General features: G+C 50.6%; 19 protein-coding genes and 4 pseudogenes. 14 read left to right on the top strand and 9 right to left on the bottom strand.

The features are described 5' to 3' along the window. Positions 1-14 precede the first annotated feature (14 nt). Both JCM15908_RS04035 and JCM15908_RS04030 read left to right on the top strand, forming a co-directional pair. Positions 15-842 carry a zinc ribbon domain-containing protein gene (locus JCM15908_RS04035; protein WP_025002361.1) on the top strand — a complete coding sequence of 276 codons (828 nt, stop codon included), beginning with the start codon at positions 15-17 and terminating at the stop codon, positions 840-842. Positions 843-1083: 241 nt separating this feature from the next. After that, entirely contained in the window at positions 1084-1920 is an 837-nt protein-coding gene (locus JCM15908_RS04030) for a peroxiredoxin family protein (RefSeq protein WP_025002360.1), read from the top strand. A 233-nt stretch (positions 1921-2153) separates the two neighbouring features. Here JCM15908_RS04030 and JCM15908_RS04025 read toward each other — a convergent pair whose 3' ends face one another. Beyond that, entirely contained in the window at positions 2154-3104 is a 951-nt protein-coding gene (locus JCM15908_RS04025) for a calcium/sodium antiporter (protein WP_025002359.1), read from the bottom strand. Between the two features lie 568 nt (positions 3105-3672). On the opposite strand from JCM15908_RS04025, the gene JCM15908_RS04015 reads away from it, so the two are divergent. Both JCM15908_RS04015 and JCM15908_RS04010 read left to right on the top strand, forming a co-directional pair. Next, a complete protein-coding gene (locus tag JCM15908_RS04015; protein WP_025002357.1) occupies positions 3673-4902 on the top strand; it encodes a site-specific integrase in 1230 nt (409 codons plus the stop codon). 12 nt (positions 4903-4914) lie between these two features. Continuing rightward, the gene (locus JCM15908_RS04010) at positions 4915-6153 is read left to right on the top strand and encodes a site-specific integrase (protein WP_025002356.1); all 1239 of its coding nucleotides are present in this window, start codon (positions 4915-4917) and stop codon (positions 6151-6153) included. Positions 6154-6166: 13 nt separating this feature from the next. Here the strand turns inward: JCM15908_RS04010 and JCM15908_RS15365 are convergent, their stop codons facing one another. Continuing rightward, a complete protein-coding gene (locus tag JCM15908_RS15365) occupies positions 6167-6298 on the bottom strand; it encodes a hypothetical protein (protein ID WP_262498839.1) in 132 nt (43 codons plus the stop codon). A 3-nt stretch (positions 6299-6301) separates the two neighbouring features. Beyond that, positions 6302-7165 (bottom strand): AraC family transcriptional regulator, encoded by an 864-nt coding sequence (locus JCM15908_RS14045; RefSeq protein ID WP_025002355.1) that lies wholly within the window; start codon positions 7163-7165, stop codon positions 6302-6304. A gap of 157 nt (positions 7166-7322) precedes the next feature. Here JCM15908_RS14045 and JCM15908_RS04000 point away from each other — a divergent pair, with 157 nt between their 5' ends. Continuing rightward, a complete protein-coding gene (locus tag JCM15908_RS04000) occupies positions 7323-7766 on the top strand; it encodes a ferritin-like domain-containing protein (protein WP_025002354.1) in 444 nt (147 codons plus the stop codon). A gap of 1079 nt (positions 7767-8845) precedes the next feature. Here JCM15908_RS04000 and JCM15908_RS03985 read toward each other — a convergent pair. Both JCM15908_RS03985 and JCM15908_RS03980 read right to left on the bottom strand, forming a co-directional pair. After that, entirely contained in the window at positions 8846-9133 is a 288-nt protein-coding gene (locus tag JCM15908_RS03985) for a helix-turn-helix domain-containing protein (RefSeq protein WP_025002353.1), read from the bottom strand. Between the two features lie 12 nt (positions 9134-9145). Continuing rightward, positions 9146-9448 (bottom strand): helix-turn-helix domain-containing protein, encoded by a 303-nt coding sequence (locus JCM15908_RS03980; RefSeq protein WP_025002352.1) that lies wholly within the window; start codon positions 9446-9448, stop codon positions 9146-9148. A gap of 479 nt (positions 9449-9927) precedes the next feature. On the opposite strand from JCM15908_RS03980, the gene JCM15908_RS03975 reads away from it, so the two are divergent. From JCM15908_RS03975 to JCM15908_RS03950, 6 genes and pseudogenes are all read left to right on the top strand, one after another. Continuing rightward, complete coding sequence (locus tag JCM15908_RS03975; RefSeq protein ID WP_025002351.1) at positions 9928-11292, top strand: virulence-associated E family protein; 1365 nt, start codon at positions 9928-9930, stop codon at positions 11290-11292. A 193-nt stretch (positions 11293-11485) separates the two neighbouring features. Beyond that, the gene (locus JCM15908_RS03970) at positions 11486-12472 is read left to right on the top strand and encodes a DUF8464 domain-containing protein (protein WP_025002350.1); all 987 of its coding nucleotides are present in this window, start codon (positions 11486-11488) and stop codon (positions 12470-12472) included. A gap of 4 nt (positions 12473-12476) precedes the next feature. Next, positions 12477-12911 (top strand): DUF3408 domain-containing protein, encoded by a 435-nt coding sequence (locus JCM15908_RS03965; protein WP_025002349.1) that lies wholly within the window; start codon positions 12477-12479, stop codon positions 12909-12911. A 361-nt stretch (positions 12912-13272) separates the two neighbouring features. Further along, complete coding sequence (locus JCM15908_RS03960) at positions 13273-13704, top strand: plasmid mobilization protein (protein WP_025002348.1); 432 nt, start codon at positions 13273-13275, stop codon at positions 13702-13704. Then, positions 13688-14748: pseudogene (locus JCM15908_RS12200) on the top strand (relaxase/mobilization nuclease domain-containing protein). The gene JCM15908_RS03960 and the pseudogene JCM15908_RS12200 overlap by 17 nt, the downstream one beginning before the upstream one ends. A gap of 460 nt (positions 14749-15208) precedes the next feature. Further along, the gene (locus JCM15908_RS03950; protein ID WP_025002347.1) at positions 15209-15724 is read left to right on the top strand and encodes a nitroreductase family protein; all 516 of its coding nucleotides are present in this window, start codon (positions 15209-15211) and stop codon (positions 15722-15724) included. A 228-nt stretch (positions 15725-15952) separates the two neighbouring features. Here JCM15908_RS03950 and JCM15908_RS03945 read toward each other — a convergent pair whose 3' ends face one another. Both JCM15908_RS03945 and pepT read right to left on the bottom strand, forming a co-directional pair. Next, positions 15953-18220: a cation:proton antiporter gene (locus JCM15908_RS03945; RefSeq protein ID WP_025002346.1), complete on the bottom strand. Its 2268-nt coding sequence runs from the start codon at positions 18218-18220 to the stop codon at positions 15953-15955. A 200-nt stretch (positions 18221-18420) separates the two neighbouring features. Beyond that, positions 18421-19643: pseudogene (gene pepT, locus JCM15908_RS12195) on the bottom strand (peptidase T). A gap of 1378 nt (positions 19644-21021) precedes the next feature. Here pepT and JCM15908_RS12190 point away from each other — a divergent pair. The 3 genes and pseudogenes from JCM15908_RS12190 (at position 21022) to JCM15908_RS03920 (ending at position 24110) form a co-directional block, all read left to right on the top strand. Beyond that, positions 21022-22094 (top strand): annotated as a pseudogene (locus tag JCM15908_RS12190) (agmatine deiminase family protein). A gap of 74 nt (positions 22095-22168) precedes the next feature. Next, positions 22169-23051, top strand: a pseudogene (locus JCM15908_RS12185) (carbon-nitrogen hydrolase). 501 nt (positions 23052-23552) lie between these two features. Continuing rightward, positions 23553-24110 (top strand): sugar O-acetyltransferase, encoded by a 558-nt coding sequence (locus JCM15908_RS03920; RefSeq protein WP_025002343.1) that lies wholly within the window; start codon positions 23553-23555, stop codon positions 24108-24110. 24 nt (positions 24111-24134) lie between these two features. Here JCM15908_RS03920 and JCM15908_RS15040 read toward each other — a convergent pair whose 3' ends face one another. Next, positions 24135-24911 (bottom strand): hypothetical protein, encoded by a 777-nt coding sequence (locus JCM15908_RS15040; RefSeq protein ID WP_234396372.1) that lies wholly within the window; start codon positions 24909-24911, stop codon positions 24135-24137. Further along, a complete protein-coding gene (locus JCM15908_RS14035; RefSeq protein WP_084607813.1) occupies positions 24877-26460 on the bottom strand; it encodes a patatin-like phospholipase family protein in 1584 nt (527 codons plus the stop codon). The genes JCM15908_RS15040 and JCM15908_RS14035 overlap by 35 nt, the downstream gene beginning before the upstream one ends. Between the last annotated feature and the right edge of the window lie 349 nt (positions 26461-26809).

Genomic DNA, 26809 nt, shown 5'->3' with positions numbered 1-26809 from the left:
ACAACAAATAAACTATGGCAAAGAAAGATCCCAAAGAATTACCCGTAGAGGAGAAGCTGAAGAACCTCTACCAGTTGCAGACAACCCTCTCGGCCATTGACGAGAAGCGGGCATTACGAGGCGAACTGCCACTCGAAGTGCGCGACTTGGAAGACGAGTTGGAAGGACTGAACACCCGACAGGAGAAAATACGCTCCGAAATAGACGACTTCCAAAAGGCCATCACCCAAAAGAAGGGCGACATAGAAGAGGCACAGGCCAGTCTGGAACGCTACAACAAGCAGCTTGACATGGTGGCCAACAACCGCGAGTATGACACGCTGACCAAGGAAATAGAGTTCCAAACGCTGGAAGTAGAGCTGTGCAACAAGAAGATAAAGGAAGCACAGTACAAGATTGAGGAGCGTCAGCACGACCTCGAAGAGACGGAGAACCTGATAGAAGACCGCAAGAAGGCACTCGAAGAGAAGCGCAACGAACTGGACGAAATCATGCAGGAAACCCGGGAGGAAGAAGAACAGCTCAAGGAACGGACGGCAGAACTGGAGACAAGAATAGAACCGGGCCTGCTCCGCAGCTTCAAGCGCATCAGGAAAGGAGCACGCAACGGCCTCGGTATCGTCTATGTGCAGCGCGATGCCTGCGGTGGCTGCTTCAACAAAATTCCGCCCCAGCGTCAGCTCGACATCAAGATGCACAAGAAAATCATCGTCTGCGAGTACTGCGGCCGTATTCTCATAGACCCCGAACTGGCCGGCATCAAGACCGAGAAGCCGGCAGACGAGAAGCCCCAGAAGCGCAGAAGCACACGCAAGAAGAAGGAAGAGGAGGCAAGCGAATAGCCGCCTGACCCTATCCTGAAAGCGACGGCATATCCCCTGTCCGGCCCACAGACTGGCCGGACAGGGGATTTTTCGTATTCGGACAGCTTGCACAGGGCCACAGAAGCATACGGAAAGACTTCGTCCGCACAACGTTTTTTTCTGTCCATTGCAGCACTGCAAACATATAAAAAAAACTAATTAGCCCACCAATTACGAAGAAAATAACTACTTTTGCACCCTTAAACAAAGAAACAGAAATATGAAGAAAACTATTTTAATGGCCGTGCTCTCAGTAGCATCGTTTGCCGTTCAGGCACAGGACATCAAGCCATACGAGGAGAAAATGAACCAGATAGAGACTGAGTTCCAAAGTATTGAGACTGCCTACAAGGCTCTGGCAAAGAAAGACCCTGCCAGTTTCAGCAACGAAGAGAAGCAGCAGGTCAGCTCCATCATAGCTAAAGCCGACTCGCTCGACCGCATACAGACCGAGACAGCTCTTGAGATTGCCGACAAGTTCAAGGCCACCAAATATCCTGCGAAGTACGTTGCCGCTGTCATGTATAATCTTGAATACGAGCAGCTCAAGGCTCTCTGCGACCCCAAGAGCGGCTACTACAACGAGCCGGAAATGGAGAAACCCAAGCAGCTCTTGGCTGCCTTTGAGCTTCGCCATCCGGGAATGATGTACAAAGACCTGACCATGAACGACCTCAACGGAAAGCAGGTGAAGCTCAGCCAGTGGGCAGGCAAGGGCAAATACGTACTGGTTGACTTCTGGGCAAGCTGGTGCGGACCCTGCCGTCAGGAAATGCCGAACGTGGTAGAAGCCTACAAGCGGTTCCACGACAAGGGTCTGGAAATAGTCGGCGTGAGCTTCGACAACAAACAGCTGCAGTGGTCTGCCGCCGTTGAGAAGATGGGCATGACGTGGCCGCAGATGTCAGACTTGAAGGGATGGCAGTCTGCCGCAGCCGGCATCTACGGCATCCGCAGTATTCCGGCCAGCATCCTCCTCGACCCGGAAGGCAAGATTATTGCCCTCGACCTACGCGGAGAGCAGTTGCAGACCACGCTGGAAAGCCTCTTAAAGTAAAACACCGGCAACATCAGGATGGCGAGGCTGGGAAGCCAAAACGCACCCAACATAAAGAAAGCACCGAAAGCCAAGACTTTCGGTGCTTTTTCTTTTATCCTTCGTACCGCTTTTCCTATTATCGTCCTATTATTGAACAGGAGATAATTCGTGGGGAAACCATGAAAACCTTACGCCCGTCGCAGATACTCCCGGCAAAATGGCAGAACCACAGCGCGTGCGGAGAGGCCCCGCTATATCAGCCACCACATATATCCTGCAAACACAGCCGTCAGCACGGCTCCTTCCCATCGTTCGATAGTATATTTGGTAAAAGAGAAGAACCACACCAGAATCATCGAGACAACCATCACCGAAAGGTCGTTCATAGTGATGCCCTGCATGACCATCGGACTTACCAAACCCGTAGCACCAAGGATGCCCAGAATGTTGAACACGTTAGAGCCAAGCACGTTGCCTATGGCAATGCCGCTCTTGCCCTTGCGTGCAGAAACGACGCTCGTTGCCAGTTCGGGAAGCGAAGTGCCGCCTGCCACGATGGTAAGACCTATCACCGCCTCCGACACTCCGAGTTGTGCAGCCACCTGCGTAGCCCCCTCGACAAAGAGATTACTGCCTCCGATAAGGCACGCCAGACCGACGGCAATCCACAGCACCGACATGCCCGTCGGCATGCTCTTCTTCGGCTGCTCCGCCGCAACCATCTGCCGGGTCTCCTTCTGCATCTCGCTCTTATCGGCCTTTGCCCCCTGCAACGTCATATACATGAAGACAAGGAACATGGCAAAGAGGATGGCGGCATCGGTACGGCCTATCTTCCCGTCGAAACACAGCATCATCAGCACCACCGAAGCCACCATGGCAAAGGGAATATCCTTGCGGACGGTAGTCTTGAGAATGGTCATCGGCGTAACCATCGCCGCAACGCCCACGATGAGCAGCGCATTGAAGATATTCGACCCGACAATATTGCCCACGGCAAGGTCGGGCGTTCCTTTCAGCGCAGAGACAAGACTGACGCAAAATTCGGGCATGCTCGTCCCCATGGCCACGATGGTCAGGCCGATAACTATCTGCGGCATCTTCATCTTCTCGGCTATCCCGACAGCACCGTCGGTCAGACGGTCGGCCCCCCACAGCACGAGAACGATGCCGACAAGAATGAAACTAATGTTCAGTAACATAATATAAACTATTGATTAGGTCGGCAAAGATACGAAGAATCTCTGAATTTTCAGAGGATTAATGCAGATTTCGACAGGCGTATGCAGTCAGTCCGCCAGCCTGCCACTTCGGTTTTCCACATCGCCCTGTCTGCATCCGGCTGTCCGAAGCCCCGTAAAACAACTGCCGGCCAGCACAGATGCCGACCGGAAAGGCAATACCTGACAGAACGGCATGAACGGCATCCAACAGAGAAAGAGCCGGAACGGCTCTGCGAAAACGGCACTTTCACGGTGCAACTAATCCTTGAAAAAGAAGAAAGGCAGAAGTTGGAGCAAACTAACTGATAATGAGGGGGAAACGGAACGATTTGCATAAAAATGCCCTGTTCGTAAAGGGCAGTAATATGCAGATTTAGGCAGAAGTTCAGTTACCAAAGCGTTACCCGATTTCGCCATAGGTAACAATGAAGTAATATTCGGTAACTGAATTATTTTCGCTCGTGTGGCTGTTGCTACGGTCAGCAGTTTTCTGCATAAGTAAGGAACGCTTTAATTCGGGTAACTTTGCCCACAAATATTAAAGCGTATGAAACAAGAGAAAATGAAGGTGTTGCTCTACCTCAAAAAGAGCGGTCTGGACAAGTCGGGGAAAGCTCCGATTATGGGGCGAATCACACTTGGAAGAAGTGTTGCGCAGTTCAGTTGTAAGCTCTCCTGCAATCCTAATCTTTGGAATCCACGTGAGAGCCGAATGGACGGTAAGAGCCGAGAGGCAGTGGAAGTGAACGGCAGGTTGGAAAACCTGTTGCTATCCGTTCAGTCTGCTTATCAGTCCTTGCTCTCCAAAGGTTGCTCATTTGACGCGACCGATATAAAGGAGCAGTTTCAGGGCAGCGTGCAGACACAGTGCATGCTCATCGAAAGGCTGGACATGCTCATCAAGGAAAAGGAAAACCATGTAGGTATAGACATCAAAGAAGGAGCCATACACGGCTACCACTCCACCCGCATACACTTACAGAAGTTTATTCAACGGAAGTACAAGGTTTCAGACTTGGCATTCTCGCAACTTACAGAGAATTTTATCCATAAGTTCCGACAGTATTTCTTAGGTGAGTGTGGTTTTCAGGAAAGCACGTTCTATAATGTAGCCACGCATTTGAAGACGGTATGCAGACTGGCTTACCGTGAGGGATTAGCCGATGTACTATTATTTGACAAAGCCAAAATCAGCAAGGGCGACAAGAAACTGCCAAAGACTCTTGACAGGGGAGCATTGGACAAGTTAAAGGCTCTCCGCTTTGATGATTTGGAGGAGGAAATGGAAACAGCAAGGGACATCTTTCTCTTTGCCTGCTATGTCGGTGCAGCCTATTGCGATTTGATGGAACTGAACAAATCCCATCTTGTCCGTGATGATGAAGGCAGTCTGTGGTTGAGGTTCAACCGCCAGAAGACAGGTGTGCTATGCCGTATCAAGCTGCTGCCCGAAGCCGTTAGGCTAATAGCGAAGTACCGTAGCGATGAAAGGGAAACGCTGCTTCCCTATATCAAGTACAAGAGTTATCAGACCTGTCTGAAATCCCTTCGGCTTCGTGCAGGTATATCCTTTCCCTTTACCACGCATACTGCAAGGCACACTTTCGCAACGCTCATCACACTTGAACAGGGCGTACCCATAGAGACAGTGAGCAAGATGTTGGGACATTCCAACATAAGCATGACTGAACGCTATGCAAAGGTAACCCCACAGAAACTCTTTGAGGAGTTTGACCGCTTCCTCTCTTTCACCGAAGATTTACGTTTGACCATATAAATGACAACCATTATGAGAAGTACATTCAAGATACTATTCTATATCAACAGACAGAAGACAAAGGCAGACGGAAGGACAGCCATTCTCTGCCGTATTACCATAGACGGAAAAAGCGCAGCCATTACCACAGGCGAAGAGTGTAAGCCCTCCGAGTGGAACACGAAGCAGGGCTTGACAACTGACAGAAAGACCAATCAAAGACTCCATGAGTTCAGGGAACTTGTGGAAAAGACCTATCAGGATATACTGACAAGGGATGGAGTGGTAAGTGCTGAATTCATCAAGAACCACCTGCAAGGCATTGCCACCCATCCTACAACTCTCCTTGCCATGAGCAGGGCGGAACTGCAAGCAGTCAAGGAAAGTATTGGCAGGTCAAGAGCGGAGGGAACTTTTCTGAACCTGTCCCATTCTGACAGAAATCTCCGTGAGTTTGTCAAAGATAAAGGATTGCAGGACATACCCATTTCCACCATTACGGAGGATTTGTTTGAGGAATACCGTTTCTTTCTCAAAAAGCGAGGATTGAAGGGAACTACAATCAACAACAATCTCTGCTGGCTGAGCAGGCTGATGTTCCATGCAGTAAGTCAAAGGATTATCCGCTACAATCCTTTTGAGCATGCCAAGTATGAGAAAGAAGAAAAGAAGATTCGCTTCCTGCAGAAGAGTAATGTTGCAAAGCTCATGGCAATGACGATGAATGACAGGGAAGCAGAACAGGCAAGACTGATGTTCGTCTTTTCCTGCTTTACGGGATTGGCAATCGCCGATATGGAACACCTGCAATATAAACATATCCAAACGGCAGCGGATGGGAGGAAGTATATCCGTAAGGAACGCCAAAAGACAAAGATGGAGTTCATTGTGCCACTACATCCGATAGCAGAGGCCATTATCCGCCATTGTCTGGAAGAGCAGAATCTGAATGGAAAACAAAAAGCGGTGAAAGAAAAAGGTGAGACACTTATCTTTCCCCGTGAGTGCAGCCGGAGCGTGATAAACGACAGACTTAGCATTGTAGGCAAGGCTTGCGGCATTAAGGAAAGGTTGTCGTTCCACATGGCAAGGCACACTTTCGGCACCATGACACTCAATGCTGGAATCCCCATTGAGAGCATAGCCAAGATGATGGGACACGCTTCTATATCAAGCACGCAGATTCATGCACAGGTAACGGACAGGAAGATTTCAGAGGACATGGACAGACTCATTGCTAAGTATAAGAATGATGCGGTTGCCAAGACATAGGCAATATCGCCTGTTACCAGCCAATAAGAAAACCATTGACAAGCAACAGTATGCTCGAAGCAACATGGAGCATAGAGCAGGAGTTGTAGCACCGAGAGACGAGAGTATTGCCCGTTCCGAGCATAGTGCTTCTATCCTGTTCCATTATTCAATTCTGTTCTCTATATTCTGTGGGTGAAAGTCCTGTATTGGTTTTGAAGTAGCGGCTGAATGCGGCTTGGTCAGGGAAGCCGAGGTGGTTGGAAATCTCCTGCATGGTCATCTGGCGATGATGACGTAGCAGGAATTTGGCCTGGATAATGACGTAACTATTGATCCACTGAAGTGCTCCGATATTCGTCTGCTGTTTGATGACAGCAGCGAAGTGCTTTGGCGAGAGGTGGAACAGGTCGGCATAGAAATGTACCTCGCGACTCTCGCGGTAGTGCTGCTCTACGGCGTGATAGAAATTGTAGAAAAGTTCTTCGCGGAGTGTGGGAATGTAGGGTTCTATGCCGTTCTCTATGCGGTAGTCCTCCATCTGCATAAACATCACTTCGAGCAGATAACCAAGCATGGCAGTACGACATGAGCCGTCTTCGCTGCTGATGTCGCGCAACAGACGAAACATGCCAACGATACGTTGAAACTGATGGTTGGTCAGACTGATGTCCTGACGATAGAGATAGTGGTTGGTGTTGCGATAACCATCAGGGTAACGTAGCCTCATCTCTTCCTGGAAGGCACGAGACATAACGATAACCATGGCCTTATAGTCGGCCGATGTCTCGCTGAAACAGAGGGTGTGACTTGGCATAAATACGACAAGGTCGTGAGCCTGAAGCGTAACGGCCTGCATGTTACATTCCATCCTGACCCATCCGCTTAGTGTAAGACCTATTGTCATTAGATCAGTGACGTAAGGCTCATTATAAAGAGGCATCGAGCGGATATCGTCGAAAACCACAAGACCGCGCTCGGCAATCTCGTCGGCCTGCGCCGTGAAAGGATGAAAAGGAGGCTGCTTTTCCATAATTGCACGTAGTTTTGACTGCAAATATACTGTTTTTTTAGCTAATATAACAAGAGAAAAAGGAAAAATCGCAAAACATTTCAGCAAAATGACCATAGAGTCTTTGCGATTTTTCCTATAACTTTGCAACAGGAAATAATTCAAAATAAATTTAACAATGAAAACAATAGACATTCTAAAATCAATCATCGGCGGTCTCGACGGTGCCAAAATGCATCTGTTCCACTCTATCATCTGCGAAAGACAGGGATTTACCAAACTTTCCAAGAAAATGCGCGAGGAGTATGATGAAGAAATGGAGGATGTTGCCACAATGACTCGGCGCATCCTCGACTTGGGGGGTAACCTCGACATCAAGATTGAATCATATCCGCTTTATTACGATGTAGAGCAGATGATACGTGAGGAGGCCAAAATGCAGTCTAAGGCAGTGGATGAATTTCTTACGATGCTCAAGGAAGCTAATGATATGGATCCTGTTACACAGGATATTCTCACGGAGTATATTGCCGCAGAGGAAGAACACCTTCGCTGGCTGGAAAGTCAGGTGAAGATGATTGACACCATCGGACTGCAGAACTATCTGGTGACGCAGATTTAATCAGGAACGGATGTTTCCGCGATAGGAAAGAGAGGAATGCATTACGATTATAAAAAGGAGTGAGTTGGAACATGTCCATCTCACTCCTTTTTTTCCTAAGGGGTAGTCTTGGGCGATGTCAATATTTCTTATAAGAGATTATCCCAAACAAACTCATTTTTGAGGAAATTGAGTCCTCTAATTTCTGGAAAATAAGCACTGTTCTTTGGAACACGACCTTCTTTGTTAGGAAACATTTGCCCTATTTTTGCCATCTTATTCTGCATTTAGAACGTGCAGGGCATTTACAAAAATCGAAAAGGAGGAAACCTACTCGATTGCACTCAGAATTTGTAAAACATAATAATAACCGGTCGTACTTCAATTGCGACAAGATAGGGTAAAACCGAATCTGGTCACATTGCGGGAGGGTGTGTCAATCTCACTCATCCTCTGTTAGATTTTATACAACCACAACACCGATATTTCTGTTTATATACAACTAATAACTGTTTTACTTTTTCTTTCACTGATATTATCCTACTACATTACTACAATAAGCGTTAAAACGGTGAAAGGGAATGGGTTATAATGTAGAAAGTTAGATAAATTATCATTCTGTCATCTATACTACATTACTACACCTCACCCATCCGTTTTTCAAACCTGAACATGCCGTCGTCTTCGGCAAATATGTCGGGCATATTGGGGTCAGAGTGGTACTATACCACGATATGAAAGTCACGCACACCCAGGTGTTTTTACTCTCACCTTTACTCTGAGCGCCCCCCTTAACATAAAGGAAGTCAAGACCACCGTACTCTTTATCTATATTGATAACGTCACCGCCAATGCGCGTTCCATTGAGCACAGCTTCGTAGGCTTGGGCTCCTTGGGGTTGCAAGGAGCGGTCGATATTCTGAATGGGCAGTACAGATTCACCGTCTGTCCCCATATCGGTCTTCGTAGCCTTTTTGAAAGGCCTGCCGCATTTCCTACTTGAAGGCTTTTTGTTGCTTGGCATCAAGTAGTTGAAGAATTATAATCATAATTTCTTATGTTACATTCTTATTGAGAAAAATTATGATGGAATATGCTTGTTATTTATAGTTATCCTTCAAAATCCTTTCCAAGTCCGAGGCCTTATAGAGAATCTTCCCTGCAAACTGCGTATAGGAAATAATCCCTTTGTCCCGATAGTCTTGCAAGGTGCGGGGGCTGATATACAGCCGCTCGCACACTTCCTTGCCCGTAAGGAAATGTTTACCGCCAAATAGTGGCTTGTGTGTCTGTGCCACTTCCTTTATACGTTTGCTTACACTATTGATAGCGGACAGCACCACCTGTATGTCGTCCGCATCCATATTCAAGTCCTTTACTGATTCCATAAAACTCTTATCTTATTTGTTGTTCTTAGATTTGTCTGTGTTCGATTTCACTGATTTGGTTTCCAACAATCGTTCCACATCCTCACGCTTGTAGTAGCACTTGTGCCCGATTTGGGAGAATGGCAGTACACCCGTATCACGGTAGTGCTGCAAGGTGCGCTTGCTGATGTTGAGCAACTTACATACGTCACCGTTGTGTAGCCAATCCGTGTGCCTGCTCTGTTCCCCGAATGCCTTGTGGCAGGTCTCGGCAAGACTGAGTATCTCGTCCCTCAGCCTTGCCCAATTTGTGTCCGTAATGATAAAATATCCCATAGTTCTATTATTGTTTTGTTTGTAATTCCTATTCTTGTTTTGCGCCTTATCGCACATTTCTGCCTGCAAAAGTAGGATGCGTTTCCCATACTTCAAAGCACGAGGGAACAGCAGGGAAATGTAGGGAACTTAAAGGAAAAGGCAACGCATTCCATTGGCAGACATATGCATCTTTTTGCCCTGTTTTCTTCTTTCACCGCCTTTTGGTGAAAAGACAGGGCGGTGCATATCCAATTCAATCGGCTTATGTTCAGGTGGCAGCTTGTGGCACTTTCGATGTGGGCAAACGCTACCATATTTCTGTGCTGATTCTGTCGTTTGTAATATCGGTGCAGAATACTGCAAGCGTGCGCAAGGGGCACACTTCTATCTTTGCCCACTCTTGTTGTTTTATCCTCCTGTTTTGGCTTAAATCAGTCTTTTCTCTCCCTGTCTCCATAAAAATCCCTGCGAACTTCATTGCCAATGGGCGCAACATTATGCAAGCACTCTCCGAATGCTTGGAACTTACCTGTTCTCTTGATAACTTAGATCTTGGAAACAAAACCAAGCATATAATGAAAACAAGCGCAGATAAAGGCAAATTGGAGGATGGGTACAGCACACTCAGACCGAGAAAAACTTCCTCCAAGAACTCGGAGATAGAAGCCTATCTTTCCAACTACTATGAATTCAGATACAATACGGTATTGGGAAGAACTGAATACCGAAGCAAGAACGATGCTCACTTCTCAAAAGTAGGTCGCTATGAAATCAACACGCTCCGAAGGGAGATAGACAACGACATCGGGATAATAACCTCATCGGATAACCTGTACTCTATCACCGAGAGTAGCTTCTCACCACGCATCAATCCCATACAGGAATATTTCAAGGCATTGCCATTGGTGGATATAGGCTGTGATGAAGGTAATAGTAATATCTCCTCCCTTTCACTGAAAGCCATTCCCGAACTGGCAAGTTGCGTTGTGGTGCGCAACTCCGACAAATGGTTACAATACCTCATCAAATGGCTTGTGGCAGTGGTCGCCAACGCAATGGACGACCGCGAGTGCCGTAACCACACCTGCCTCGTGCTGACAGGCGAGCAGGGAAAGTTCAAGACTACATTCTTGGATTTGCTCTGTCCTCCTTCCTTGTACGGTTACAGCTACACGGGAAAGATATATCCACAGGAGAAGGACACGCTCACCTATATCGGGCAGAACCTTATCGTAAACATCGACGACCAGCTCAAAGCACTCAACAAGAGGGATGAGAACGAACTGAAGAACCTCATAACCTGCCCGATGGTCAAATACCGCATGCCCTACGACAAGTATGTGGAGGAACACCCACACTTGGCAAGTTTCGTGGCATCGGTGAACGGCAACGACTTCCTGACAGACCCCACAGGAAGCAGACGGTTCCTGCCCTTTGAGGTGCTTTCCATTGATATAGAACGTGCAAAGGCTATTTCTATGGACAGTGTCTATGCGGAAGCCAAAGCCCTGCTAAATGCAGGTTTCCGCTATTGGTTTGACGATGATGAAATAGTGGAACTATACAGGGAGAGCGAGGATTTCCAAGTGCAGACCGCAGAAACGGAACTTCTGTTGAGGTGCTTCGAGAAACCAACTGATGATAATCCCCATTGCTCCTATATGACCACTACGGAAATCCTTACCTATCTGGGTATCTATACCCGGCAGCCCCTGACCTCCAAACGTATGGGCGAAGCCCTTAAAAGGGCAGGCTTTGAGAAAGTGAGCAGAAGGCGAGATGGTGGCAGTCCTATCTATGTGTACAAGGTAAGGAAAATCCTGCCGTGTCCTTTGCTGGGTAGTTGCAGTAGCCAAATGTAGTAGCATGCGTAGTTATATCAGAAACAATAAAATACACCTGATTATCAATAATTTAGGATAAAGTAGTCTGTAGTAAGAAGAAAGATGAAAAAAGTTTGGAGGGGAAAACTTAGGAAAAGGACAAAATATTCAAATGCAATCAAATATAGTTCAAACAATCCTTTATAATTCAAACACTTAAAGTATCACGACAATGAAAGAAGAAGATTTATCACTCATCAAGCGATACCCCATCGTGGAGTATCTTGAAAGGAAAGGCATTAAGCCCGTGCGCAGGACACCTGCCTATGCCATGTACCGCTCACCGCTGAGGGAAGAAACGCATCCGAGCTTCAAGGTTGACACACGGAAGAACCTATGGATAGACTATGGAGAGGGCAAGGGCGGCAGCATCATCGACCTCTGTATGCGCTTGGAGGGCTGCACGCTGCAGGAAGCCATCTGCCGTTTGGGACAGACCGCTTCCCTTGATGCAGCGTACGGTCTTTCAAAAGAGAGGTCAGGCATAGGTACCGGTCCAGTCACGCCATGGCAGCCAAGTGGGGCAAGGAAACTGATAGAGGTATCAGACACCTTGCCTCCTCACTTAGAGGCCTATCTTACCGATAAGCGCTGTATCGACCTTAGCAGGGCAATACCTTTCCTCAAATGTATCTGCTATGAGGTAAGGGGCAGGCGCTATCAGGCCATCGGCTTCGCCAATCAATCGGGAGGCTATGAGCTTCGGGACGATAATACGTTCAAGGGAACGATTGCCCCGAAGGACATTACTCCGATATTCACGGATAAGATAACGGACAGAATACAACCAATCTGTGTATTCGAAGGATTTATGGACTTTTTATCTATCCTTTCAATGAAAGAAAAAGTTGCCAACCCCTGCCTTGTGATGAACTCCGTGAGCAACGTGACGAGAACCGTTCGCTACCTGAATGACCACAACCTAACGCATATCCGTGCTTTCCTTGACAATGATGAAGCAGGACGGAGAGCAACCAATGATTTTATCAGAGCAGGTTTCAAGGTGGAGGACATGTCCCGATATTACAGGGACTTCAAAGACCTCAACGATTTTCATGTCAGCCGTGTCCGTGAGCAGAGGGAACAGAAATGGCAGGTAAAGACACTGGTGCAAAATCAAATCGATAAATCAAAACAAGTCAAACATAAAATGAGATAAGGGTATGGAAAAGAAGACAAAGATAACAGACAAAGATTTTTTAAGATATTTGGGCGTGGAAGATGAAGCAGAGGACGAATCTACTTCACAAGAAGCGACTGCGGTTCCTGAAACGGGAAGACCAACAGACGAACAGAACACAGAGAATACCACGCACTCGGAGCCTGCACGGAACACAGGGAATATGCCCGTTCAGAGACGCGTCAGTGCCAAGATGAGAAAAGAAACGCTCACCGCCTACAAGCAAGCCTATCTTGTGCCAACCAGACTGAACGACCGAAAGGCGGTCTATCTGAGCAGGGAAACACAGGAGCGTGCGGACTTCATCGTGCGTAGGTTGGGCGACAGGGGCAGCAACCTGTCCAGCTTCGTAGAGAACATTATAGTCCGGCACTTGGAGGAATATGGTGAGGACATAGAAAAATGGAGGAAGCTTTGAACCCACAGGAAAAGGGTCAAGGGTATTCCTGAAAAGGGACAACCTTTCCACTCAAACCCCTCGACCCCTTTCAGAGAACAGAGTAACGGACATTTGCTGAATAAAGAGAACGATGAGAGTTTCACGAACGCAGGCAGGCACGGAATGCACGGCATTCATTTTTAGGCTACAAAACGCCTTGTGCGTAAACGTTTCGTTAGCTGACATTGCAAGACGTCAGTTTGTACCCACAAACTGCTCTTGCTCCCCTCGTTCGATTATCGGGGAGATTAGACCGTAATCACTCCGTTCTCATCGGTCAGTGTTCAGAAATTAAACAACAACAAATTATATTCAATGATTAACTTTCAAGGAAACTTATATGAGCAGATACAAAGGAAATTCTGCCCGATGGCAGCAACAGGATAGAGAAGAACAGCGGAAGAACAAGACGGAGTTCATCAAGGTTAGATGCACCTTAGAGGAAAAGCTGCGTATCAAATCAAGGGCGGAAAGCGCAGGGCGGAAGTTCTCCGATTACTGCCGTGAGATACTCCTTAACGGAGAGGTAACAGCCGTCCCCAAGATGACCGACAATGAGAGGGAAGCCATTGCCATTCTTCAGCATACAGGAAGGTTCTACGGGCAGGTTTCCAACCTCATCAAGGTCAAGGATGAAAGATGGGTACATACCACAAAGAACCTTTCGCTATGTGCCAAAGAAGCATTTAAGCGATTTTACGACCCCCATTTTCGTGTGGACGATGAGATATATATAGTCTTAAATATGACAAAAGATGATAGGAAAATGTAAGGCGATAGCCACGGAAGTACGGCTTTGGACTATATATTTAGGGAAGGCAAGCTCGGTAGCCGGCTTGCCTTCCACAATCTTTGCAGCAGGGAGCCAAAGACTGTCTATGAGGAAATGAAGGTGGTCAGCGACTATAACAGCCGTTGCAGGAACAAGTTTCTCCGTATCGAAATAGGCATCGCACCGCAGGACGAGAAGAAGTTGCCCGTATCTGAACTCATGCGGATAGCCCATCTGTTTGCCAAGCAAATGGGACTTGACAACCACCAATGGGTAGCGGTAACGCATAAGGACACCGATAACAGGCATATCCATATCATTGCCAACCGCATCAGCCTGTATGGGGAGGTCTATGACACGACTTTTGTAAGCAACAGGGCAGCGAGAGTGGCGGAGGAAATCAGCAGGGAGAAAGGCTTGACCATCGCAAAGGAGGTCAAGGCGGAAAGGAAACACCAAAAAACAAAGGCTAATCCCACAAGAGAGCAAACAAAGCAACAAGTACAGAATATCTGCTACACCCTGCTTGAGAAGTACAAAGAAACAGGCATTACAGGGCATTCCATGTTCCTCTATGAGTTGAACAAGAACGGCATTACCATAGAGCGCATGAAAAACAAGCAGGGCAAGGTCTATGGCTTGAGGTTCTCATACACAAGACAGTCCTTCAAGGCTTCCGAAATCGGTAGGGAATTCGGATACCGTTCCTTGCAGAAGAGCTTTGAAGCAACCAACAAGGAAGAATCAAAGATGCCACACCAAACAATACAGGAGGCAACAGAAAGGAATGAACAGTCTGATACAGGTTATCAGCTTGTACCTCCAAGTCGTTCCTCAATCTCACGAGACAATGACAGCCCACGAGTGCAGAATTCCATTGGTGCAGTGGCAGACACCATTGTTAGCGCAGCCGATGAAGTAATGGAAGGGTTGGGCGAATTGATTACACCAACCTCACAAGGCAATGACTATGCCGAAGCTGCGTGGCAGCGTAAACTTAGAAACCAAGCCAACAAAAAGAAGAAAAGAGGACGAGGGTTATAGCCCTATTCCAACGACAAACAGCATTAGATAATGCAGAAACGTGAATATTTCATCGAAAACGCTTGTTATTCGGTAACAAAGTATTATCTTTGCAGACAGAATAACAAGCGTTCTTTGTTAGGCAGAAAACAGCGAAGCCAAGTAGCTCGCTCGTTTCCAAATCGTTACCTGTTTAGTTATGCCAACAAGGTAACTTCTTTATTTTCAACAAGTTGTATTTTAGGAATTATCTTACGGTGCGAACAAGCCCGTTTCGCGGTACGAAAGCGGCACTTTCGCAAGCTCATTTACAAAACACTGAATATCAACGCCTTACATGCAGGATAATAAAACATTGTATTTCTATATAAGAACAGACCGCAAACACATCATTTTTCGGAAGAAATGACCCTCCTGTTTTGGTACATTTTTTGTTTTATCATCCGTGTCAGATAAGATTATCAAGTAAATAAAAGACAATATGGAAGCATTAGAAACAATGAAGACGCGCCGAAGTGTACGCGCATTTGAGTCAAGAAAACCCGGACAGGAACTCATAGACAAAGTCATAGAAGCAGGATTGTATGCCCCAAGCGGAATGGGGATGCAGACCGCCATCGTCGTGGAGATTACCGACAAGGCCGTCCGCGACCGCCTGTCGGAAATAAACGGTGAAATCATGGGGACGAAGAGCGACCCCTTCTATGGTGCGCCTGTCGTACTGGCGGTATTGGCCCGCAAAGAGAGTCCGAACCATGTCTATGACGGGGCACTGATGATGGGCAATCTGCTGAACGCCGCCCATGCCGTGGGACTGGGCAGCTGCTGGATTAACCGTGCGCGGGAAACCTTCGAGCGCGAGGACGGCAAGAAGATGCTTGCCGAATGGGGAGTCGGCGGCGACTACGAGGGCATTGGCTTCTGTATCCTCGGCTATGCACAGCGCGAGGGAAAGACGGCACCGCGCAAGGACGGGCGCGTGTTCTACGTCGGATAGGACAAGCCGCAGAACGACTGCAGGGAAACAGGCAAGCACATTGTCCTGTTTCCCTGTTGTCGTACCATGACGGCATGCCACCGACAATCTGCCTACAGCCGTAGCACTTTACGGAATACCGGCAGAACATCACCGAGGACAGAAGAAAGGAAGTATGAAAAAGACGGCATAGAACGATAAGGGCACGACGCCAACGGCCCGGAGCCGTCGGCATTGCCGTCTCCCGGTCTAATGGAGGGCAAGAATCCTGTCCAAGTCGGTCTGCTCTCCCACTACCCACAGCACGTCGCCTGCCTCGAGACAACGCGACGGGGTGATGAGGGTAAGGTTCTGCTGCCCCTCGTCCACACCTACAACCATGCAGTTGTACTTATCGCGGATGCCGCTCTCCTTCAACGTCTTGCCTATAAAGGGACTCCGGGCGGTGAGTACAATCTGCCGGAGCTTCATCTCGCGCTTCTCTATCTCCGTGTCTTCCTCCTGCAATTCGTCGCGGACGGCAGCCGAGAAGACCGAAAGCTGTTCGTCGTTTCCGATAACCTGTATCTTGTCGCCCGGAAACAAAATGGTGCTGCCGTTGGGGATGTTCATTCGGAGCGCGCCACGGAGGATGCTGCTCACATGGACACCGAAACGGTTGCGCAGCTGCAGCTGACGGAGCGTCTGGCCTGCCCACAACGAACTTTCGGGCACGTCGAAACAGCCGATGTGGATGTCCCTGTCGAGCAGATGTCCGGCAAAGAGCGGTTTCTTCCTGCCGCTTACCTGCGCCTGAATATCGCGCCCCCGCAGGTTCTGAACGAAGAGACGCTCAAGCGTGATGCTCCGTTTCTTCAGGCTGCGCGAAAGAATCATCAGCACAAGTACGCCTACCGCAATGGCGATGATAAGTGCATTTTTGAACCGGGTGAGGTAGTTGCAGACATAAAAGATAAAACCTATCGCCACGAGGACACGGGCAAGAACCGTGAAAACAAGCGGAAGGCGATTCAGCCGGCGCACGGTCCAGAGATACTTGAACTCCTCCGAGTGGTTCTTCTTCATCACTATGGAGCGCAGGAAAGGCGAGATAATAAGGATGGTAAGCAATCCGCACACAGCATTTCCCATCCAATGGGAACCTGTCAGCTCAACGGAAATCCTGCGGAAAAGCGGCAATGCCAGCGAGAACATAAGGGCTATGACTGCCGTAGAAAGGATACTGTATATCAAGGTATTCAGCATCATGGCCTTAATGAGCGACTTCCACTGGTTGTCCGAAGCCGTATTGTCGGGTGCACCCGTCTGAATGTGGCTGAGACGGCGCACCCACCGCTTCGGCAAACGGTTGAGGAGGATATTGTAGCATGGCTCTGCAGCCCGTATCATATAGGGTGTCAGGAAAGTCGTTATCACCGACACGGCCACCACGACGGGGTAGAGAAACTCGCCGATAACCCCCAACGACAGGCCGAGCGAGGCGATAATGAAAGCGAACTCGCCTACCTGAGCCATCGAAAAGCCGCAGCGCATGGCGTTCTTAAGCGACTGTCCGCCCAGAAGGTAGCCCAATGTGCCGAAGAAAGCCTGCCCTACGAGGATGGTAAGGACGAGAATGAGGATGGGAACAGCGTAGCCGACAAGGATGTTCGGGTCGACCAACATACCCACAGAGACAAAGAAAACTGCCCCGAAAAGGTTCTTGACAGGTTCGACAAGCCGTATAATCTTGTCAGCCTCAATCGTTTCAGCAAGAATACTGCCCATGACGAACGAGCCAAAGGCAGCACTGAAACCTACCTCCGTGGAGATTACAGCCATCAGGCAACAGAAACCGAGGGCGACAATGAGCAGTGTCTCGCTGTTGAGAATCTTCCTTACTGAACGCAAAAAGAGCGGTATGGCAAAGAGACCGATAACGAACCACAGCACGAGGAAGAACCCTATCTTCAGCAGGCTTCCCACAATCTGTCCGCCGTCAGGGCTTGAACCGCTCGCAATGGCACTCAGCATGACCATCATCACAATGGCGAGGATGTCCTCAAGTATCAGAACGCTCATCACGGTAGAGGCAAATCCCTGCTGGGAAAGGCTCATATCGTTGAACGCCTTATAGATAATGGTGGTCGAACTCATTGCCAGCATGCCTCCAAGGAAGATGCAGTCCATCTGTTTCCACCCGAATCCGTGCCCGACAACGACACCCAAGCCCATCATACAAAAGATAATGGTACTGGCAGCAATAATCGGCGATGCCCCCATCTTGAGGATTTTCTTGATGGAGAAGTCGAGTCCCAACGAGAAAAGCAGGAAGATGACGCCAATGTCGGCCCACGTCTGTATGTCGGATTTGTCTACTACGCTCATCAGATAGGGCATGTGGGGCGACACGAGGAAGCCTGCCACGATGTAGCCCAGTACCAATGGTTGCCGCAGCTTCTTGAACAGCAGCGTTACGAAGCCTGCCACGACAAGTATGAGAGCAAGGTCTTGGACGAGGGGAGGAAGTTCGGACATACTTATTAAAGGAGTTAGAGTAGTTAGGAAAGTTACGGAAATAAAGGGAATTAAAGAAGCCGGCGCATGGAAAAAACCAAGGAAGCCGAGAAAAGAAAACACATTAAGGAGCGAAAAGGAGTTAAGACAACTATCCGGCTCCTTGCTGCAGGGCTATTGTCCTAACTCCTTTTTAGTTCTAAACTTCCTTAGCTTCTCACTCAATCGTTAAACTCCGCCGTCAGCTGACAAATGTTTATGATGACCTGCATGGCCTTTTCCATCACCTGAATGGACACAAACTCATACGGGCCGTGGAAGTTGACACCACCGGCAAAGATGTTCGGACAGGGCAGACCCTTGAAAGAGAGCTGCGCGCCGTCCGTACCGCCGCGGATAGGCTGTACCTTCGGGGCAATGGCACACTGCTGCATGGCCTTCAGCACAAGCTCTATGACGTGCATGTTCGGGTCTATCTTCTCCTTCATGTTGTAGTACTGGTCGTTCATCTTCAGTTCTACGGTACCCTCGCCATACTTCTCGTTCATCTGGCTGACGCAGTTCTGCATGAACCGCTTGCGGTCTTCGAAGCGGTCGCGGTCGTGGTCGCGGATGATATAGCTCAGCTTGGCCTCCTCGCAGCGGCTGTCTATCCCGAGCAGATGGTAGAAGCCTGATATCCTTCGGTAGCTTCGGGAATCTCGGTATCGGGAATCATGGCATTGAACTCACATGCCAGACGGCTTGCGTTGACCATCTTGCCCTTTGCGTAGCCCGTATGGACGCTGACGCCATGAATGAACACCTTTGCCCCTGCGGCATTGAAGTTCTCGTATTCCAGTTCGCCGAGGTCGCCGCCGTCAATGGTGTAGCCCCAGTCGCAGCCAAACTTCTCTACGTCGAAGTGGTGGGCACCCATTCCAATCTCCTCATCGGGATTGAAACCTACGCGTATATCGCCGTGCTCTATTTCGGGATGGTCGCGCAGATAGCACATAGCCTGCACTATTTCGGCAATGCCTGCCTTGTCGTCTGCGCCCAACAGGGTCGTACCGTCGGTAACGATGAGGTCTTCGCCCTTATGCTCCAGCAGTTCGGGGAACATCGCCGGAGACGATACCATATTGGGATTGAGCTGTATGTCTCCCCCGTCATAGTTCCTTACAATGCGTGCCTTGATGTTAGCTCCGCTCGCATCAAGTGCCGTATCGTAATGAGAAATGAATCCGATAGTAGGAATTTTCTTCTTTGAATTGGACGGCAGAGTGGCGTAAATGTAGCCCATCTCGTCCATTTCTACATCTTTCAGCTCCTCGCGCTCGAGTTCTTCCTTCAGGTATTTTGCGAAGATGAGCTGCTTGGGGGTACTTGGCACAGTCTGCGAATCTTCAGCCGACTGTGTGTCAAACTTAGTATAGTTAATAAATCTCTCTGCTATTTCCATATTGCTATTGGAATTTAGATATTTGTTTTTGGTTTTCTGTCATGCCGCTGATGGTTGTCCCGGCGGGGCAAGCCGCCGCCAGAACCGCCACACATGTACTATCAATGGCAAAGATACGATTATTCTCCGAAATAAACACAGGTTTCCCTACAATATTTAACAAACAAACAGGATTACCGCTCCTGCCACAGACACAATACTGCCTGCCGTCTGCCGCTGCACAGGCAACTATGGATGCCACCCCCGGGCACACACTCTCATACCGCTGCATAGGAACCGGGTCTGTCTGCCCATGCCTGTCCGGCCGGCCGTCCTACCCAGCCCGTACTCCTGAAGTGTAAATCTTTTTCATCAACTCCGACACCGCCTACAGGCCAAAGTGCCACCTTCACCCTGCCAACAAGCCACTTTGAGCATGCGAAAGCGGCTTTTCCAGACACTGAAAGCGGCACTTTAGCAACATCAAAGCAACTATTTCAAAACATAAAGCATAACTACCTGAATAACAGCAATATAGTTTCCTCACACTGATTATAAGGCAACAGGCTGCCCATCCGCCTACAGGCAATGGTCTTGTAAACTTATTTCATCATAATAAAATCCTCCTCCTGCAACCTCAGGACAATCTAACGAAAATCGGACCAAAGCCCAGAAGCTATGGTCCGATACCTTTTTTATTCTCTCTAAATTCTATACTTTTCCTGTCTGAATGTCGCCCGAAGCACCGTTGCTTGCTTCCGGACGGCTGTCCCGGACTATGCCGGACAATTCATGCGACCTTCATTATACATCCGAAGAACATTGACCAGATAGCGGAGGATGTTCTTGGTTGTCTCCTTTCTTGTCATTCTCGTCTTCATAATAGTGTTCCTTTCTTGTTCTTTTGTTATACAATCTTCTTACCTAAACTCGTGTGTCCTATTGAGACTGGTGCCCTGACTATCCGACCCTGCCTTTATTGAGCCTTATTCCTACCCTGCTGAACGGGGCGTGCCCTTGTCGCGACGGCTTGTTATCCTGAAAATTTCCTCTTCGTTTTACGCTTGCAAAGTTAGCATCTTTTCCTATTCGCCACAAAATTCAATCACCGATATAAGCCGAAAATCCGCCTATTTTTGACTCCCATCAAGCATTTTGACCTGCGTCAACACTCCGGATTGACACAAGTCAAGCCTTCCCTGACGCCTGTACGTCCCCCGGATTGACCTGCATCAAGCCCCACGGAACCTGCTGCCACCCTATTCTGGAGTCTTCTCTGTAAAAAGACCACCGTTCATTGCCAATAACAATCTTTTTTCATAACTTTGCAGACACACCGGCCATCCGCCTCCGAAAACCGGCGAATGGACGGCTATCATCTTATTATACGGAAAAGAAAGTGAACAGAAACAATCCATACACATTCAGAATGTCTGCCGAATGGGAGGAGCAGAGTGGCGTAATGATAATATGGCCACACGAGGAGACCGACTGGAAACCCTATCTGGAAGAGATTACCGAGACCTACCTGCAGATGGCAGACGCCATTACGCGATACGAGAAGCTCCTGATTGCAGCAAGAAATCCCGGGCATGTACGGTCGCTGATGGCACGGCGGCTCGACGCCGGCCAGATGGACAGGATACGGATTTACGCCTGCGACAACAACGACACTTGGCACGGGACGTCGCGCCCGTTGCCGTCGTGGCGGAAAACGATGCGGCAGGCGTCTTCGCCCCAATCCACCTGATGGACTTCTGCTTCAACGGCTGGGGCAAGAAGTTCGCTGCCGACAAGGACAATGCCGTCAACCGACAGCTCTACAGGGCAGGAGCCTTCAACGCTCCTTTGGAGAATCACAAGGACTTTGTGCTCGAAGGAGGGTCCATAGAGAGCGACGGGGCAAGGTCGCTCTTCACCACCACCGCCTGCCTGACGGCTCCCCACCGCAACCAACCCCTCGGAAAGGACGAACTGGAAAAGCGTCTGCTGCTGCTGTTCCCCCATCTCGAACGCGTCGTATGGATAGACCACGGCGAACTGCAGGGCGACGACACCGACGGACACATAGATACCATCATGCGGTGCGCGCCCAACGACACCTTATTATATATAAGCTGCGACGACCCTTCCGACCCACACTACGACGACCTGTGCGCCCTCGACAAGCAGGCACACGGCCTGCGCACCCTCGACGGGAAGCCCTACCGCTGCCTGAAGCTCCCAATCCCGTCGCCCATCTACGACGACGGCGACCGGCTTCCGGCTACCTATGCCAACTATCTCGTCATCAACGGGGCCGTCATCGTGCCGACCTACGGGCAACCCGGGCACGACCAACGCGCCATGGACACCATCGCGCAGGCCTTCCCCGACCGGGACATCATCGGAATAGACGCTACAACCGTCGTCAGGCAGCACGGCTCGCTCCACTGCCTGACCATGCAGCTGCCGAAAGGCTGTCTCGCCTGACCGACGAGACGACGGCACCGGCCCGCCGTCCACCCATTCATCCACACCCATCATCCAACAACCATCACCCAACAATGAAAGAACTGAAAATAGGATTCCTGCAACTGCACAATACGGCAGACGTTGCCAATAACATCAAGCGGCTCACCGAGGGCATCACCGACCTTGCACAGCGGGGCGCAGAACTCATCGTACTGCAAGAGCTTCACAACTCTCTCTACTTCTGTCAGGTAGAGGAGGTCGGCAACTTCGACCTTGCCGAACCCGTACCCGGGCCGTCTACCGACACTATGGGGCACTGGCACGCGAGCTGAAGGTTGTCATCGTCGCCTCGCTGTTTGAGCGTCGCGCTCCGGGACTCTACCATAACACGGCCGTCGTATTCGAGAAAGACGGCAGCATAGCCGGAAAGTACCGCAAGATGCACATTCCCGACGACCCGGCCTACTACGAGAAATTCTACTTTACGCCCGGCGACCTCGGCTTCCATCCCATCGACACGAGCGTGGGACGGCTCGGCGTGCTTGTCTGCTGGGACCAGTGGTATCCCGAGGCTGCCCGGCTGATGGCCCTGCAGGGGGCAGAAATTCTCATCTATCCTACTGCCATCGGTACGAGAGCAGCGACAGCAGCGACGAACAGCAGCGGCAGCGCGAAGCGTGGACGACCGTCATGCGCGGTCATGCCGTCGCCAACGGACTGCCGGTCGTGGCCGTCAACCGCATCGGACACGAGCCAGACCCGAGCGGCCAGACCAACGGCATACAGTTCTGGGGAAGCAGTTTCGTTGCCGGGCCGCAGGGCGAGCTGCTCTACCGCGCCTGCGACGACGACGAGGAAAGCACCATCGTCAGCATAGACCTGCACCACAGCGAACAGGTACGCCGATGGTGGCCGTTCCTGCGCGACCGCCGCATAGACAAGTACACCGACATCACACGCCGGTTTATAGACTAAGGACTTATGAAAGTACGCAAGGCAACAGCCGCTGACCTTGACACCGTTCTGCGGCTGATAGAAAACGGCAGGAAGAAGATGAAGGCTTCGGGCAACCTTCATCAGTGGACGGACGGACATCCCGGCCGTGAATGTATAGAGAACGACATCAGGAGGGGCAATTCCTACCTCCTGCTGCCGGAGACCGACGACCCGGCTCCCGTCGCCACCTTTGCCTTCATTCTCGGCAAAGAGCCTACCTACGCCCACATAGAGCAGGGCGACTGGCTCAATACCGAGCCATACGGAGTCGTTCACCGGGTGGCCTCGGCAGACGGAACACGCGGCGTCGTGGCAGAGATAACGCGGTTCTGCGCACGCCATACCGACAATATCCGCATCGACACACATGCCGACAACCTTCCCATGCAAAAGGCCCTGTCGCGTCTGGGCTATATTCTCTGCGGCGTCATCCATCTTGACGATGGCGCGCCGAGGCTCGCCTATCAGCTGATAACCAGTATGACGGAACGCGAGAAACAGGCTGCGGGACTGCCCTACTTAGCCTGCGACCCGGAGGTACTGGCCGACCTGAAGCCCTGCGAGGAAGAGTGCTTCCAGCTGAACAGGCTCTCTCCGCTGCTCACGGAAGAGCGCACGAAACGCCTGCGACGCCTGTTGGGCAAGACTGGAAGCAACTTCAAGATTATCGCACCCTTCTTCTGCGACTACGGATATAACATAGAGGTGGGCGAAGACTTCTTTGCCAACACCAACATGGTGATTCTCGACGAGGCAAAGGTAACGTTCGGAGACAACGTCTACATTGCTCCCAACTGCAGTTTCTACACTGCCGGCCATCCGCTGAATGTCGTCCAGCGCAACGCCGACATCGGCTACGCGCTGCCTATCCGCATAGGCAACAATGTGTGGATAGGCGGAAACGTGGTCGTGCTGCCCGGCGTAACGATAGGAGACAACACCACCATCGGTGCCGGCTCGGTCGTTACGCACGACATTCCCGGCAATGTGGTCGCAGCCGGAAACCCGTGCCGCGTCATCAGGGAGATAAAGCCCTGACGGCAGGCGGACGGGACGGCCATCTCAGAACTCGTAGCCGATGTTTACGAAGGCATAGGGCGAGTGTGTCCTCGACGAGTAGCCGATACTTGCACCGACCGGGCCGAGGAAGCTGACGTTATAATACCATGCCGCCTGCACACCAATCTTCGGGCCGTGATCCAGCAGATTGCTGAAGTCGTGGCCGTCCTCGTAGGTGGCGAACTTAAGCAGCAGATAGTTGTTTTGTGTTATCCGCTGCTGCAGGCGGAGCTGTACGGCTACGAACTTGTCGCTCACCGCCTCTATGAATCCTATTCCGGCAAAAGGCAGCTGCTGATTCTCAAAATAATGATTGAACCAGTCTCCTCCCACGAAATTGCGGAGGGCAGACGGGGTGAGATAGCCTGTGGCAGGAGCATCAGGCGAAGATGCTGCCTCCGCCTGCTCGCCGCGGTGTCCCATTATCAGCCTTCCGTACACCATGGGCTGGAAGGTCAGCCGCTTGTTCAGGGGGAAGTTCATCCGCCACGAAGCCCCTACGACAGAGAATCCTATATGTCCGTTATAGCTGACGTAGTTGCTCGTAACGTACCGGTACGAAGCATTGAAGCACGCGCCCGACGAGGGAAAGTACCATTTGTCCTCGGAGTTATAGTCGGTTTCGGCGTGATAGTCGAAGTAGTGGCGGTCGCTTGGCGGCGTGCTGCTGTATTCGGAATGTACCCCGACCAAGAGGGCGTTGTAGTTGTAGTAATCGAATCGCGTACCAATCTTGAAGTTGAAGTTACGCAGATTGAAGTCGAAGAGGTTGAGGTTCAGCGTGTGCTGATTGTAGGTAACGTTGGACTGGCGGCTCGCCCGTTCGTAGATGTTGATGTCGTTGTGGCGGAAAACATACGAGAACGACATACGGCCGAACGTCCACGGGGTCATGTTCAGGTCGCCGCGTGCCATGATGCGCTTTCCGAGGCGCAGCGTCAGCTCCGCGTTCATCGGCATCCGGCTGTGGAACTGGATGCCCCCGTTGGCCTGCAACGTAACTATCTCCTCGCTGTCGAACCGTACTCCGAGGTTTATCTGACTGCGCTTCTTCTCCTTGGCGACGATGCGGACGTCGTAAAGTCCGGCAGAGTCGGGTACGGGGAGGTAGTAGCTGTCGGCATCGGAATAGAAGAGGCTGACCCTCATCGCCGCCGCTATCTGCCCCACCTCGTCTGCCGTTATCGTCTTCTTGGACGGCAGGCGGAACTTTCTCTGCAAGAACCGCCGGTCTCCCGGCTCCACATTCTCGAAGACGAGCTTCCGCAGCCGCATCACCCCGGGCAGACCGGCGACCGGCGGGCTGCCGCACGACGGGAGAATAGTCGTCGGGCAGACCGAGCAGACGCTTCAGCGCCATCAGCTTGTCCCAGTGCTTCATCGCCTCCTGCTCGCCGCGCACCATGAGGGTGTCTATCGCCCTCGGAAAGAAGCTCGCCGCACTGTAGCCCTCGGTATTGCACTGTATCAGAATGTCCGTCGCGGCTATGTTCTCGTCGTATTTGTTCTTGCAGTTGACGTCTATTATCTGCCCCAGCACCGAAGCTCCGTTGCTCAGTTCGTCGGCCGTGCGTCCGCGGCCCGACAGGGTTACGCCTATCACGTAGTCGGCCCCCATCTGCCGGGCGACGTCGACGGGGAAGTTGTTCCGCAGTCCGCCGTCGACGAGCACCCTGTCGCCGACGCGCACCGGGGCGAAGGCGGCAGGGATGGACATCGACGACCTCATGGCCTGCGCGAGGATGCCGCTGTGCCAGACCACCTCCGAATTGTCCACAATGTCCGTCGCCACGCAGGCAAAGGGAATGGGCAGCCGGTTGAAATCCACGGAGTCGCGGTAGCCTGCCGTCAGCTTGTCGAAGAGGAGCGACAGATTCTTCCCCTGAATGATTCCGCCCGTCTCGGCAAGGGAATTGCCGCGGAACGACAGCTCGCGCGAGATGATGTAGGTATTCTGCTTCCTCCGGTCGTCGATGCTCTGATGGGTGAGGTCCGCCTTGTCCGACAGCAGCATCCCCCAGTCCTGCATCTGCACGATGGAGTCGAGCTGTCCGGCATCGTATCCGATGGCATAGAGTCCGCCTACGAGGCTGCCCATCGACGTGCCCGTAATCATGTCGATGGGTATTCCGGCCTTTTCCAAAACCTTCAGGACACCGATGTGCGCCACTCCCTTGGCTCCGCCGCCACAGAGGACGACGGCCACCTTCTTCCTCTCCGGCGTCTGCGCAGACAGGTTCAAAGAGTACGACGACAGAAAAAACAAGGCAACAAGCATCTGTTGCAGCAGCCCCCGTCCGGGACGCGTCCTAAATGTGCTTACTTTCATGTTAGTGGTGTATGGTAATGAGATGATTCGGGCAGCTTCCCCGTGCGCAGCCTTCCGCGCCGGCCTATCCGCCTCCTGCCTGCAAAGATATAAATAAAAAAGGAGAAAAGGACGGAAAAGCAAAGGGAATATCCCCGGAACGCCACGGGCCGCGGCCATCCGGCTGCCGCAATCCCTCAGCCCTGCAGCGCAATTCTGCCGCAGGAAGAGGAAAGAGGATGCCGCACATTCATACAAGACCATGCTGCCTTTATCCTGACCCGGCAATCGCTTTTCAGAAGAACAATGGTGTCTTTTTCAGAAGAATATTATATCCTTCAGAAAAAAGACATATACCTTTCATCAAAAA

The sequence above is a fragment of the Prevotella dentasini JCM 15908 genome, from assembly GCF_000614065.1.
Lineage (GTDB): Bacteria > Bacteroidota > Bacteroidia > Bacteroidales > Bacteroidaceae > Prevotella > Prevotella dentasini.
Note: the sequence above shows the minus strand (reverse complement) of the source record. Positions and strands in the feature narration are given on the sequence as shown.